Origin of the sequence: Actinoplanes subtropicus (genome assembly GCF_000721705.1) — a bacterium.
GTDB classification, from domain to species: Bacteria; Actinomycetota; Actinomycetes; order Mycobacteriales; family Micromonosporaceae; genus Actinoplanes; species Actinoplanes subtropicus.
Genome location: NZ_JOJL01000005.1, coordinates 149,401 through 162,121, shown reverse-complemented (window position 1 = coordinate 162,121; position 12,721 = coordinate 149,401). Strand labels below are relative to the sequence as shown.

Annotated in this window: 11 protein-coding genes; 6 read left to right on the top strand and 5 right to left on the bottom strand. The window is 72.1% G+C overall.

Annotated elements, in window-relative coordinates; all coding sequences use genetic code 11:
• Positions 1 to 48 precede the first annotated feature (48 nt).
• Positions 49 to 1,488 (bottom strand): NADP-dependent phosphogluconate dehydrogenase, encoded by a 1,440-nt coding sequence (gene gndA, locus IH26_RS0109335; RefSeq protein WP_030435731.1) that lies wholly within the window; start codon positions 1,486 to 1,488, stop codon positions 49 to 51.
• Positions 1,489 to 1,665: 177 nt separating this feature from the next.
• Between gndA and IH26_RS0109330 the strand changes: the two genes are divergently transcribed.
• The 3 genes from IH26_RS0109330 to IH26_RS0109320 all read left to right on the top strand — a co-directional run bounded on the left by IH26_RS0109330 (position 1,666) and on the right by IH26_RS0109320 (position 5,352).
• On the top strand, positions 1,666 to 1,980 hold the full coding sequence (locus IH26_RS0109330; RefSeq protein ID WP_030435730.1) for a type II toxin-antitoxin system PemK/MazF family toxin: 315 nt from the start codon (positions 1,666 to 1,668) through the stop codon (positions 1,978 to 1,980).
• 131 nt (positions 1,981 to 2,111) lie between these two features.
• Positions 2,112 to 4,019: a SpoIIE family protein phosphatase gene (locus IH26_RS0109325; RefSeq protein WP_030435729.1), complete on the top strand. Its 1,908-nt coding sequence runs from the start codon at positions 2,112 to 2,114 to the stop codon at positions 4,017 to 4,019.
• A 784-nt stretch (positions 4,020 to 4,803) separates the two neighbouring features.
• Positions 4,804 to 5,352, top strand: coding sequence for a hypothetical protein (locus tag IH26_RS0109320; RefSeq protein ID WP_030435728.1), 549 nt, complete (start codon positions 4,804 to 4,806; stop codon positions 5,350 to 5,352).
• A 7-nt stretch (positions 5,353 to 5,359) separates the two neighbouring features.
• On the opposite strand, the gene IH26_RS0109315 is transcribed toward IH26_RS0109320, so the two are convergent.
• From IH26_RS0109315 to IH26_RS0109305, 3 genes are all read right to left on the bottom strand, one after another.
• Positions 5,360 to 6,349, bottom strand: coding sequence for an aldo/keto reductase (locus tag IH26_RS0109315; protein WP_030435727.1), 990 nt, complete (start codon positions 6,347 to 6,349; stop codon positions 5,360 to 5,362).
• Positions 6,350 to 6,382: 33 nt separating this feature from the next.
• Positions 6,383 to 6,853 (bottom strand): hypothetical protein, encoded by a 471-nt coding sequence (locus IH26_RS0109310; RefSeq protein WP_030435726.1) that lies wholly within the window; start codon positions 6,851 to 6,853, stop codon positions 6,383 to 6,385.
• Between the two features lie 65 nt (positions 6,854 to 6,918).
• Positions 6,919 to 7,491, bottom strand: a complete 573-nt coding sequence (locus IH26_RS0109305) for a histidine phosphatase family protein (protein ID WP_030435725.1) — start codon at positions 7,489 to 7,491, stop codon at positions 6,919 to 6,921.
• Positions 7,492 to 7,654: 163 nt separating this feature from the next.
• Between IH26_RS0109305 and IH26_RS0109300 the strand changes: the two genes are divergently transcribed.
• Both IH26_RS0109300 and IH26_RS0109295 read left to right on the top strand, forming a co-directional pair.
• Positions 7,655 to 7,891, top strand: a complete 237-nt coding sequence (locus IH26_RS0109300) for a hypothetical protein (protein ID WP_030435724.1) — start codon at positions 7,655 to 7,657, stop codon at positions 7,889 to 7,891.
• 88 nt (positions 7,892 to 7,979) lie between these two features.
• On the top strand, positions 7,980 to 10,436 hold the full coding sequence (locus IH26_RS0109295; protein ID WP_051807829.1) for a glucosidase family protein: 2,457 nt from the start codon (positions 7,980 to 7,982) through the stop codon (positions 10,434 to 10,436).
• A 23-nt stretch (positions 10,437 to 10,459) separates the two neighbouring features.
• On the opposite strand, the gene IH26_RS62755 is transcribed toward IH26_RS0109295, so the two are convergent.
• Positions 10,460 to 11,551: a TetR family transcriptional regulator gene (locus IH26_RS62755; RefSeq protein WP_063763666.1), complete on the bottom strand. Its 1,092-nt coding sequence runs from the start codon at positions 11,549 to 11,551 to the stop codon at positions 10,460 to 10,462.
• A gap of 97 nt (positions 11,552 to 11,648) precedes the next feature.
• On the opposite strand from IH26_RS62755, the gene IH26_RS0109285 reads away from it, so the two are divergent.
• Complete coding sequence (locus IH26_RS0109285) at positions 11,649 to 12,605, top strand: FAD-dependent oxidoreductase (protein WP_245665057.1); 957 nt, start codon at positions 11,649 to 11,651, stop codon at positions 12,603 to 12,605.
• Positions 12,606 to 12,721: the final 116 nt, after the last annotated feature.

Sequence of the window (12,721 nt, the reverse complement as noted above, 5' to 3'; positions counted from 1 at the left end):
CCGCGATACCGTGCTCGCAGTAACGACGGGGTACGTTGTCGGCCCTTGCTAGGCGTCGACCTCGTTGCGGTCGTCGGTGGCCCAGAGGGTGTGGAACGAGCCGGGCTTGTCGATGCGGTGGTACGTGTGGGCGCCGAAGAAGTCGCGCTGGCCCTGGATCAGGGCGGCCGGCAGGCGCTTGGCCCGCAGGCCGTCGTAGTAGGCGAGCGCGGAGGCGAAGCCCGGCGCCGGGATGCCCTGGGCGGCCGCGGTGGCGACGACCCGCCGCCACGCGTCCTGCGCGCCGCTGACCGCATCGAGGAAGTAGTCGTCGACCAGGAGCGTGGCCAGCTCGGGCTGCTTGTCGTACGCCTGCTTGATGAAGTCCAGGAATTTCGCCCGGATGATGCAGCCGGCCCGCCAGATCTTGGCCATCGCGCCCGGGTCGATCTCCCAGTCGTACTCCTTGCTGGCCGCCTGGATCTGCTGGAAGCCCTGCGCGTACGCGACGATCTTGGAGGCGAACAGCGCCTGCTCGACGTCGGCCCGCAGGTCACCGGCGTGCGCGGCGGCCGCGGCGCTCGGACCGGGCAGGCCCGCCTCGGCCGCCGCCTGGCGCGTCTCGGCCCCGCCGGAGAGCGCCCGGGCGAAGACCGACTCGGCGATGCCGCTGACCGGCACGCCCAGATCCAGCGCCGCCTGCACGGTCCACCGGCCGGTGCCCTTCTGCTCGGCCTGGTCCAGCACGATGTCCACGAACGGCTGGCCGGTCGCGGCGTCGACCTGCTTGAGCACCTCGGCGGTGATCTCGATCAGGTACGAGCCGAGCCGGCCCTCGTTCCAGCCCTTGAAGATCTCCGCGATCTCCGCCGGCGAGTGCCCGCCGACCTGGCGGAGCAGGTCGTACGCCTCGGCGATGAGCTGCATGTCCGCGTACTCGATGCCGTTGTGCACCATCTTCACGAAGTGACCGGCACCGTCCGGGCCGACGTGCACGCAGCACGGCTCGCCGTCCACCTTCGCGGCGATGTCCTCGAGCAGCGGGCCCAGCGCGACGTACGACTCCTTCGGCCCGCCCGGCATGATGCTCGGGCCGTGCAGCGCGCCCTCCTCGCCGCCGGAGACGCCCGCGCCCACGAAGTGGATGCCGATCTCCTTCAGCGCGGCCTCGCGGCGCCGGGTGTCCAGGTAGTGGGCGTTGCCGGCGTCGATCAGCATGTCACCGGGCTCGAGCAGCGGCGCGAACTCGTCGATCACCGCGTCGGTCGGCCCACCGGCCTTCACCATGATCACAACCCGGCGGGGGCGCTCCAGGCTGGCGACGAAATCCTCGGCGGACTCCGACGGGATGAACTTCCCCTCGTGCCCGAACTGCTCGACCAGCTCCTTGGTGCGGCCGTACGAGCGGTTGTGCAAGGCCACGGTGTGGCCGTGCCGGGCGAAGTTGCGCGCCAGGTTGCGCCCCATCACCGCCAGACCGGTGACCCCGATCTGTGCCTTCTCCGACATGATTGACGTCCTTCCCTAGCTGCTGAGCAACGCCCTCATTCTTACCTACGGGATTGCCAGGATCTTGGTTCGATCATTGTCGTCCCGAAGAGCTGGAAAGGACGCGCCGCGACCTGCGCGGCGCGTAAGATCCGCCCGGCGGTAGGCTCTGCGGCATGCCGAGCGGGACGCGCTGACATGAGGCGCGGCGAGATCTGGACCATCGGCAACCGTACGGATCTTCGCTACCGGGTGCTCGTGCTCTCCGGCGACAGCTACAACGACCGGAAGAACGCGGCGCCCTTCTGCGCGCCGATCGTCCGGCAGCGGGGAGCGACCGAGCTGCCACCGTACGCGGTCGCCCTCACCGAGCAGGACCCGATCACCGGCGTGGTCGTGGTGAACCGGATGCGCCGCCTGCCGGCCTCGATCGGCGCCGAGCGGATCGGCATGGTCACCGGCGCCAGCATGGTCCGCCTGACCGAGGCGATGCGTTCCCTGTTCGAGATGTGAGCATCCTTCGGGTGGTCTGAGCACACCCCGGCCGCTGGTCGGGTCCGTCCCGGATGAACGGCCGATGACGTTCATGCGCCGACTGCCGTACGAAAGAGACCGTATCGATTCGGCTTTTCGAGGAGGGCGCGGTGGCTCGGGCGTACGCGCAAGCGGTCAGCAGCCTCCGCCTCGCCGCGTCACCCACAGTGTCCGAGTCGGAACGCGCCATCGTGGAGCGAGCGGTCGGGCTGCTCGCCGGGCGGGCCCGCTGCCGGGTCGCCGAGGCGCACCGCCACCTGCTGCGGATGTCCGCCGACCAGCGGCGCGACCCCCTCGAGGTGGCGCACGGGGTGATCCGGCTGCTCGATGTCTCGGACGCGGTGGCCGACCGGTCGGTGCCACCGTTGGTGACCGCGGCCCTCACCGCGACGGCGGCCGGCGGGCCGATCCTGGCCGAGCCGGACCCGCAGGGGCACGGGTTCTCCGCGCCGTCCGTAGGACCAGGCCCCGGTGGCAGCGGAGCCCGGCGGTTCGAGCCGTGGCTCGCGATGGTGCAGAGAGTGCTCGACGTCACACCCGGGATGTGCGGCTATCTCTCCGCCGAGCGGGACGGCACCGGGCGCATCCTCGACCTGGTCTGGGCGGCCGCCACGCCCGAGGCGTCCACTCCCGACGGCCTGCGCGGCGTCCAGCTGATCGGCAAACGGGTCAGCACGCAGTTCCCGTGCGCGCCGGACAGCGGCCGGTGGGACGTCTACCAGGACGTGCTGGACAGCGGGTGCCCGGCCGCGCTCGGCCCGTTCCGGTACGGGGAGGCGGTCTACACCGTACGGGCGCATCGTCTTGGTCATGGTCTTCTGCTGAACTGGACCCGGCACGACGAGGCCGGGCGGGACAGCGAACGGGTGGCCGGCACCGAGCGGCTCGGCAACCTCGGCTGGGGCGAGTGGGACCTGGTCAGCGGCGAGATCTACTGGTCCGAGCACCTGTACCGGATCTACGAGCGCGACCCGCGGCTCGGCCCGCTCAGCCGCGCCGAGTCGGACGCGCTCGCCGTGCCCGAGGACGCGCCGCTGATCCGGGCCGCGCTCGAGGCGTTCGAGCGGGCCACCCAGGTCGACGTCACCACCCGGGTGCGGGTCGGCGGCCGGGTCAAGCACCTGCGCACGGTCGCCGACGCGGTCCGCGACACCACCGGCCGGCCGCTGCGCATCTACGGCATCGTGCAGGACGTCACCGAGCGGGAGAACGACGCCCGCCGGCTGGCCGAGGTGGAGCGCCGGCTCGCCGACGAGCACGAACTGGCCGGCCGGCTGCAGCGGATCATCCTGCCGCTGCCGGACGGCCCGATCGAGTTCCCCGGCCTCAAGGTCGCCGTCCGCTACCTGCCGGCCGGCACCGAGGGCCTGGTCGGCGGCGACTGGTACCAGGCCACCCGGCTGCGCGACGGCTCGGTGCTGCTCGCGATCGGCGACGTGGCCGGCCACGGCACCCCCGCCGCGACCACGATGGCCCAGCTGCGGCACGCGCTGCGCGCCCTGGCGGTCACCACCGGCGACCCCGGCATCCTGCTCGGACACCTCAACCGGCTCACCTGCGAGCTGGAACGGGAGACCCCGGAGCTGTCCGCCACCGCGGTCGTCGCCCGGTTCGACCCGAACCGCCAGGAGATCGTCTGGGCGCAGGCCGGCCACCCGCCGCCGCTGCTCTGCCGCGCCGGCCGCACCGCGCCGCTCGACCGGCCACCCGGCCCGATGCTCGGCGTGGTGGACGAGGCCGTCTACCCGACCGCCCGGCTGCCGTTCCGGATCGGCGACGTGCTGCTGCTCTACACCGACGGCCTGGTCGAGCACCGCCGGCGCGGCCTCGACGACGGGCTGGCCCAGGCGATGCGTACGGTCGACGAATCGGTCCGGGCTTGCCCGCAGCAGCCGCTGGCGCAGATCCTCGCCCGGCTGCGCCAGGCCAACCCGGACGACGACACGTGCATCCTGGCGGCGCGCCCGGTCAGCGGCGAGACCCGGGACCTGCGGCACCACTTGCGGCCCCTGTTCTGAGCGTTCTCGTCCGAGCTGTCCACCAGGCGAGGAATTCGTGGAGCGACAAGTGATCTCGACCGAGCAGGCGCCCCCGGCGATCGGCCCGTACCGCCGTTGCCTCTGGTCGCCGGGGTCGCTCTGGGTCTCCTGGCCATGACCTGGCTGTCCGAACATGCATGGCGGCAGGCACGGCGGGGCCATCCCGACCGTTCGCCGGTCCTGCGCCGTTGGTTGATCACCGATAGCGGGATCCGGGTTGCCGGCGGCGGATCCAGCCGCGCCTGGCGCTGGCCGGCCGTGGTGGCGGTCGATGAGTACCGGGAGGTGTACGTCCTCCGGCAGGACGGCGGCACCGTGATCGACATACCGCGCCAAGCCCTGGAGCCCGGCCAGGACCGGGAACTGTGTGCCCCACATACTTGGCCTCGAAGTCATTGTGATTGATGGCGATTCTTGCCGGTCGGCCGGCATCGTCCTGGGATGCGGATACGGACGCGGACGGCGACGAGCCGCGGATGTGCTGCGCGCGATCGCTGCCGGGCACGTTCCGGCCGCACGCGGCCGCAAGACCAATCGCGACGAGCAGCGCCGCACAAAAGATGGCATGCCGGGTTCGCGACCTTGACTGCATGATCCGCGACGGTAGTCGCGGCCCCTGACCAGCGCCTCGGTCGGCCGGGTCCGGTTGCGGAGCCGATCGGGCCGGTGACATCGGATGGCCGTTTCCCCGTCCGGTTGATCTTCCTCGCCGTACGATCCGGCGCTGTCATCACGCGTCCGCGCCCTGCTCGCGCTACCGTTCGTGGTTCTGTCTTTCGCGTTGTCGCTGAGCGTGACGTTGTGGCTGCAGCCTCGCACGTGGCGAATCGAGCCGGACGTTGCCGGATTCGCGGTCTGGGTTCTGCTGACGGCGGCGAGCCTGGCGCTTCCGGCTGCGGCGTACTCCCTGGTCGCCGGGGCGTACCGCCGCCGGCCGGTCACCTGGGACAGCGACGCCACCGGGTATCGGTTCAGCGTGGCGGCGTCGCCGCGGCAGGCCGTGATGATGAGCTCCAGCGCGGATTCGCCGCCGAAGATGCAGCCTCGCCATGAGCCCAGCACGCCGGCGCCGGACCACGGTCGAGGCTCGCCTCCGGGGCTGGCTGACGACATCTTTCCTGGCGGTGTCGAGCGGATCGGCCGGCGCGGTCATGTGCAGGGTTGGCGCTGTCGCCGGCCGGTCCCAACCGGTGGCATTGGCCAACTTCTGGCTTGGTGGCACGCGCGCTCATCTGGCCGCGATCCGGTCCGGATTCAAGCGGTTCAGTCCGGAGACCCGGTGCGCGGCACCGCCGCCCGGTCGGGCAGGTGATTGCCGCTCAGCGCCGCGCCGGCCGCCCGAGCAGGCGCTCCACCTCGGCGTGCTCCGCCGGGGTCAACGGGCCGTGCCGCATCGCCGCTGCGGTGTCCTGCACCTGCGCGACCGTTCGGAAGCCGGGGAGCGGGACCGCCCTGGGGGAGTCCGCCCAGATCCAGGCCAGGGCGCCCTGGGCGAGGCTGCGGCCGTTCGCGGTGAGGATGTCCCGGATCGCGTCCAGCCGGCGGAGGACCTCCGCGGTGGGCGTGCCCCGGTCGAACCACCGCAGCCACTCCAGCTGCTGGGCGCGTACGTCGTCGGCGGGGAGCCGGGTGGTCGCGTCGTGCCGGCCGCCCAGGACACCCATCGCGAGCGGCGAGCGGCACAGCACGCCGAGGTCGAGCTTCTCGGCGGCCTCGGCGTTCGCCGGGGGGCCGTCGAGGACGTTCATCTCCACCTGCGCCACCGCGAGGTGCGGTCCCGCCAGGGCCTCGACCTGTCCCGGGGCGGTGGCGCTCACCCCGTACCAGGCGATCAGCCCGTCGGTCACGAGCTCCTCCAGCGTCGTGACCAGCTCCGCCGCCCCATCGCCGACCGCGTCGGGGGTGTGCAGCTGGTAGACGTCGATCCGGTCGCGCTTCAGCCGGCGCAGCGAGTCGTGCACGGCCCGGCGGACGTACGCCCGGGACGTGTCCACCCCGGTCAGCTGCCGGGTCTCCTCGTCGATCGTGTTGCCGAACTTCGTCGCCACCACGACCTCGGGATGCCCGGCGAGCGTTCGCCCCAGCAGGCGCTCGCTGTGCCCCGCGCCGTAGGCGTCCGCGGTGTCGAACAACGTGACGCCCAGGTCGACGGCGGCCGCGATCGCGCGCAGGGACTCCGCGTCGTCCGTACCGGTGTACCCCCGTGGCCGGCCGTCGCGGAGGACCGCCCCGCCGATCGGCCAGCAGCCCAGCCCGAGGGCGCTGACCCACAGCTCCGACCGTCCGAGGCGTCGCTTCAGCTCCGTCATCCCGACACCATCGCACCTGGAGCGCACACCAGGTCAAGCCGACCGCCCGCCGCCGGGCTGATCGACGTCGGTCAATCGGCGGCCATCGTCATCGGCAGGTGCGGTGCCGGTGTGCGCCACGATGGCGCGTTCGCCGGTCGCTGCTGCGGCCGCTGCGATTGGCCGTTGCGGCCGTACAGGACATCCCACCACCGCCGGGCCTCGGCGATGAACTGCTCGACGGGCTCGGGTGCGCCATCGGCCCGAGTCACTTCGATTGAGGGGAATCGCGGGTCCGTAGCCGTCCGGTCGCTCCTCCCTGAGCAGCACCCGCAGGCGAGTCGCGTTCAGCAGGCGGAGGATCCGGCGCGGGTCGGGATCCGGGCTCCCGTCCTCGGGCTGGGCGCACACGTGCAGCAGCAGCTCGCCGGCCAGGTCCGACGGCGCGGCGCGTAAGCCGAGCACCTCGGCCTCGTTGAGCGCGGTCTCCAGGCCCGCCATGGCCTGCGACTCGTCCAGATTCACGTCGACATCATCCCGGTGGTTTCCTACGAGCGCATTCTCATTCGGCCGCGAGGAGCGGATGTCGGTTACCGGTGGCCGGTGTCGTTGAAGCTGACCAGGGTGGCGGGCCGACCGGTCTCCCACTGCACGATGGTGATCGCGCAGTTGTTCTGGTTGAGCCCGATCCAGCGCCAGACCGGCGCGTCGAGCACGTGGCGGACGAACCAGCCGATGACGAAGTTGTGGGTGATCATCAGCTCGTACCGGTCGCTGTCGCCGATGACGCCGAAGTGGTCGACGGCGGCCCGCAGGGCGATGGCGTCCTCGTCGCGTTCGTGGTCGGGCACGCCGTCGAGGAAGGTGTGCCACCGGTCCGGGTAGCGGCTGCGCTGCCCGTCGGAGGGCACGGGCGTACGGTCGGTCATGTAGTCACACGCGTGTTTCGGCACCTGCGGGAGATGGCGAGCGACGATGTCGGCGGTCTGGGCGGCGCGGGCCAGCGGGCTGTGGTGGATGGCCGTGAACGGCACCCTGCGCAGCCGCCGGCCCAGCCGATCAGCCTGCTCGCTGCCGAGCTGCGACAGGCCGCCGTCCGCGGCGTGATCGGAGGCCGGATCCTGCTCGCCATGGCGAACCAGGTACAGCTGCGTGCGGCCCATCGGCGTCGTCCCCCGGGTCTCGAATCGGCGAGGGCCCACGCTAGACGATCAACGCACGACCGGCGGTGCTGGCTGTCCAGGCGGTGACGTCCCGTTGGACGACAGCGGCGTGGAACGCGGCCCGGACATGGGCGCCGGACGACGGGGGCGCCCGAGAGGCCGGTTGCGGCATGACCACCTCCAGCCCGGCCGCATCATCGAGGGCCGGCCCCGGCCGGACGACGTCGACACCGAGTCGGTCGGCCTGTACGGCTTCCGCGTCGCCGATCCGACCGGGCGCGAGCAGGAGGCTCGTGAGGCACACATGCGCGCGGTGATGAGCCGCATGGCGCCACCGCGCAGGTACCGCATGGGTGACGACGGCACGCTGCACGAGGTAGGCGCGGACGACCCGCCCTGATCGTGACGGCCTCCTCCGGTTGCGGCTCACGCCGGGGGTGGCAGGGTGGAACCAGATAGATCAATGGTGATCAATTCTGGAGTCGGCCATGAAGCGTCTCGCGACAGCAGCGGTCCTGGGCACGGCGATCGCCCTGGGTGGTGTTGCCCCGGCGGGTGCCGCCGCGTCCGGCGGTGCGCTCTCCGAGACTTCCCAACTCGGCAACCGCCGCTTCGTCGTCACCGGTGACCGGGCGTACGAGGTGGGTGCCGAGGACGGGACGTACCCGGCCACCGGCTGGCACATTCGCGGGGAGATGGGCGGGTTCTGGTCGCAGCCGATCAAGCTGCTGGACGGCCTCTGGTTCGCCGCCGACGGCACCTGGCTGACGGCGAGCCGGTTCACCGCGCATCCCGGCTACACGACCATGACGCTGGCCGGGCCGGGCGGGCTGGAGGTCGAGCGGACCGATGTCGTGCCGGACGGTACCCGCGCGGCGCTGGTCGGCCTGCGGTTCCCGGCGGGCGCGGGTACCGTCCGGCTGACCGTGGACGCGCACTCCGAGCTGCTGTCGGCGTACCCGTGGGGCTTCACGACGCCGAGCCAGGCGACCGCCAACCAGCCCGACACCGGCTCCTTCGACGGCCGCAACCTGGTCTTCCGGGACCAGATCAGCCGCGATCAGGGCGGGCACGACTGGGCGGCGCTGGTGGGCAGCGGGCTGACCCCGTCGGGGCACGCGCTCGGCCCGGCCATGCGCGGGCCGCAGGGCGACGTGGTCTGCGGCGACCCGACCCCGGCGGTCTGCGACGACGGGCCCTACGGCAAGGGCACCGGCGGGCAGCTCACCTACGACGTCCGGGGCGGCCAGACCGTGTGGTTCGCGGTCGCCGGTTCCGATCAAGGGCTGGCTTCCGCCCGTACGGAATTGTCCAAAGCATTGAAGGACCCGCAGCGGGCGTTGTCCGCCAAGTCGGCGGCGCGGCAGGCCGTGGCCGCGCACACCCGGGTCGACCTGCCCGGCGACCGGCTGCTGCAGCAGAGCGTCGACTGGTCCAAGCAGAACCTGGCCGACTCGGTCCAGCAGTCCAGGGACCTGCGCCTGTTCGCCAGTAACCAGGGCACCGCGTCGCCGCCGGTCAAGGGCACTCTCGCCGAGGCGGACTGGCTGGGCGCGGGCTGGCCCGACTACCCCTGGATCTTCGCGACCGACGGCGAGTACTCGGCCTTCGCCGCGGTCGCCGCCGGGCAGTTCCGGGCGATCGAGAACCACCTGCGGACGCTGCGGGCGATCAGCGACGTGATCAACGACCGGTCCGGCAAGGTGGTGCACGAGGTCACCCCGGACGGCCAGGTCTACTTCGGCACGAACACCGACCCGGGCAACACCGACGAGACCGTGAAGTTCCCGAGCACGGTCGCGCTGATCTGGCGCTGGACCGGCGACAACCGGTTCCGCGACGAGATGTACGACTTCTCGGTGCGCGCCATGAAATACGCGGTCGCGCTGGACGCCGACGGCGACGGCTGGCCCGAGGGCAGCGGCAACGTCGAGCGCGCGGGCATGGGCCAGGAGAAGCTCGACGTGGCCGTCTACACCATCCGCGGCCTGCTCGACCTGGCCCAGATGGCCGCGAGCAAGGGCGACCGGGCCACCGCCGCGTGGGCGACCTCCCAGGCGGCCGCCCGGGAACGGAAATTCGAAACCGCTTGGTGGTACGGCGGGGACGCGAACTCGTACGCGGACTCCCTGCAGGACCCGGGCAACGCGAAACTGTTCCAGCGGTACTGGATCGGCGCCGTCCCGATGGAGGCGGAACTGCCCGGCGGCGCGTCGGTCGCCGACACCGGGCACGCCCGGACTGCGCTCGCCCAGCGGGAACGCGACTGCTTCACCGGCGACTTCGGCTTCTTCCACACCGGCACGCCCGGCTGCGACAGCGTCGTGTCCGGCGCGCCGTCCGAACGCGACATCTTCTCGCTCGGCAACGCTGTGATGGCCACCGCCGAGGGCAAGTTCGGCCGGCTCACCGAGCAGGCGCGGTACACCGCCGCCAACGCCCGCAGCCAGCTCGACCCGTCGGTGTGGGAGATGCCGGGCGCGATGCCGGAGATCCTGCCGTCGCCCGACTTCGGCACCAACATGGGCAAGGACTTCCTGAGCCGGTCGAGCGTGCTGCAGACCTGGGGCACGTACGGCGTCCTCTGGCCGGTCGTCCACCAGCAGCTCGGCGTGGACCCGGACCTGGGCCGCGGCGCGCTCTCCATCGTCCCGCAGCTTCCGCCGGGCCAGACCCGTATCGCCGGTTCGGACATCGCCGTCGGTTCTGGTCACGTCGACGTCCGGGCGACCGGCGCCGCCGGCACGCTGACGGTCGCCGTCGACGCCGCGGTCCGGGCGCAACTCACGCTGGGCGCGGTGGTTCCGGCCGACAAGACCATTGCGGTCGTACGGTTGGACGGCCGCCCGGCGAAGTTCCGGCTGGTCACCACCACCCGCGGCGCCGAAGTGCTGGTCGCGGCCGGCCCCGGCGGCCACCACACGCTGGCGGTGAGCCTGCGCTGAGCCGGTCTCCGCGCGGTTCGCCGTCAGGTTGCGGGATTCTCGTCCTGCGCGACGATCTCCACCTCGAAACCGGAGGCGTCTTCGAGGTACGCGGCGTAGGTCGCCGGTCCACCGGCGTGCGGGTGCCGGTCGGCGAACATCAGGGTCCAGCCCTGCTGAGCGGCGTCGGTGACCAGCGCGTCCAGCTCGTCGCGGCGGCCACCCCACAGGGCGACGTGGTTCAGGCCGCTGCGCAGCCGGTCGTGGCGGCCCCGGACATGCGCTTCGCCCGATTCGAGCACGATGTACGCGTCGCCGTTGACCCAGCTGCGGCCGGTCTCCCAGATGCTGTCGACGGTGTAACCGAGCCGCCGCAGCAGCCAGGGCCACGGCCCCTGGTCGGAGGTGGCGTCGTCCATCCACAGTTCCAGATGATGCAGGCGTCCGCGCCGGCTCGCCCGGTCGCCGGCGAGCGGCCGGGCGGCAACACCGGCGAGGTAGATCTCCACTCCTGCCAGGAACTGTTCACGGTCGTCATGCTCGCGCAGCAGCGACGCCGACTCCCGCACGAGGGGATGGGCGTCGAGCCGCGCCCATTCGGCGGCAAGGCGTTCGAGGTAGTCCCGGCGAGCCGCGTCGTCCGGGGCACGGCGGGCGCCCGCGGCGTGCTGGGCGGCCGCGCCGAGGATGTAGTTGACCAGCGCTGATCCGGCGTCCGGCAAGTCGGTTCCGGCAACACCGAGGTCGTGCAGCCGCAATCCGATGCTCGTCCAGATCTGGAGGACGGCCGGTTGCAGCGGCTCGCGGGCGAGTTGTGCGCCCACCCACGGGTGCGCGTCGATCGCCTCGAAGATGCCCAGCGCCAGGGCGCGGATCGCCCGCCTGGGATCCTCGTCGCCGGCCACCGCCGCGATCACCTGACCGATGACGCCGTCCGCGGCCGCGGCAAGAAGTTCGTCCTTGTTCGCGACGTGGTGGTAGATCGCGCCGCGACCCGTGGCCAGGTGGGCGGTCACCGCACGGACGGTGAGACCGCTCTCGCCCGCGCTGTCGAGGATCTGAATGGCCGCCTCGACGATGCGCGTCCGGGAGAGCGCATCGCTGCGCCGGGGGCTGCGCCGCTTCGCAGGGGTCATGCACGTCATCTTGACAGAGTTGGACCGCTGGTCCAATAGGGGGTCGAGTGGACCGCCGGTCCAATCATGTGATCGGGAGGAAACCCGGGGCGGCGGCGTGCAGCGGGTCCTCGACCGGCACGGTGCGGTGCTCGCCGAGCTGGCCGACGACGGCTCCCTGGCACGCCCGGAGGCGCTTCGCGGCGACATCCGGCGCATCCTGCTGGATTCGCTGCCGGCCGGGACCGTGCGGTGGGGCAGGAAGCTCCTCGAGGCCACCCCTCTCGGCGACGGACGTCACGAACTCACGTTCGCCGACGGCTCGACCGCCGTCTCCGGCCTCCTCGTGGGCGCCGACGGAACCTGGTCCAAGGTCCGGCCGCTGCTGTCGGACCGGAAGCCGGCGTACGCGGGTGTGAGCTACATCGACACGTACCTGCACGACGTCGACGAACGCCACCCCGAGGCGGCCGAGGCGGTCGGGAACGGCGCCATGTACGCCCTCGTCCCCGGCCAGGGGTTCCTCGCCCACCGGGAAGCGGGCGACGTCATCCACACGTACGTCATCCTCAACCGGCCGGTCGAATGGTTCACCGCGATCGACTTCGCCGACGCCGGCGCGGCGAGGCAGCGGATCGCCGCCGAGTTCGAGGGCTGGGCGCCCGCCTTGATCTCCTTGATCACCGACGGTGAGACCCGGCCGATACTGCGCGCCATCCACCGGCTCCCGGACCGCCATCGGTGGGACCGGACGCCCGGCGTCACGCTTCTCGGCGACGCGGCGCACGTGACCGTTCCCGGCGGCGAGGGCGCGAACCTCGCGATGCTCGACGGAGCCGAACTCGGTCAGGCGATCGCCGCGCACCCCGACGATCCGGAGACCGCCTGCACGACGTACGAGGAGGTGATGTTCCGGCGCGGCGAGGCCGAAGCCATCGCCGCGCGGGACACCGTCGAACTCATCTTCGGCGCCGGCGCGCCGCACGACCTTGCCGAGCTCCTCAACGGCACCGGACGGACCTCGCCCGGCACCCGCGCTCTCCCGCACACCCGTCAGCCGTCGGGAAACGGCTGAAGCGCAATCCAGTGGTCGGTCTCACGCATGCCGAGCTCGTACGCCGCGGCTTCCACGCGGGCGCGCGTCCTCGACGGTCGAACCACAGCGTGGCCGGTCGGTCCGCCGTGGCGCCG

Bases quoted from the DNA above. Each gene is read 5' to 3' on its own strand.
- IH26_RS62755 (WP_063763666.1), bottom strand. From the start codon at position 11,551: ATGACCCCTGCGAAGCGGCGCAGCCCCCGGCGCAGCGATGCGCTCTCC.
- IH26_RS0109305 (WP_030435725.1), bottom strand. From the start codon at position 7,491: ATGGGCCGCACGCAGCTGTACCTGGTTCGCCATGGCGAGCAGGATCCG.
- IH26_RS0109295 (WP_051807829.1), top strand. From the start codon at position 7,980: ATGAAGCGTCTCGCGACAGCAGCGGTCCTGGGCACGGCGATCGCCCTG.
- gndA (WP_030435731.1), bottom strand. From the start codon at position 1,488: ATGTCGGAGAAGGCACAGATCGGGGTCACCGGTCTGGCGGTGATGGGG.
- IH26_RS0109315 (WP_030435727.1), bottom strand. From the start codon at position 6,349: ATGACGGAGCTGAAGCGACGCCTCGGACGGTCGGAGCTGTGGGTCAGC.
- IH26_RS0109330 (WP_030435730.1), top strand. From the start codon at position 1,666: ATGAGGCGCGGCGAGATCTGGACCATCGGCAACCGTACGGATCTTCGC.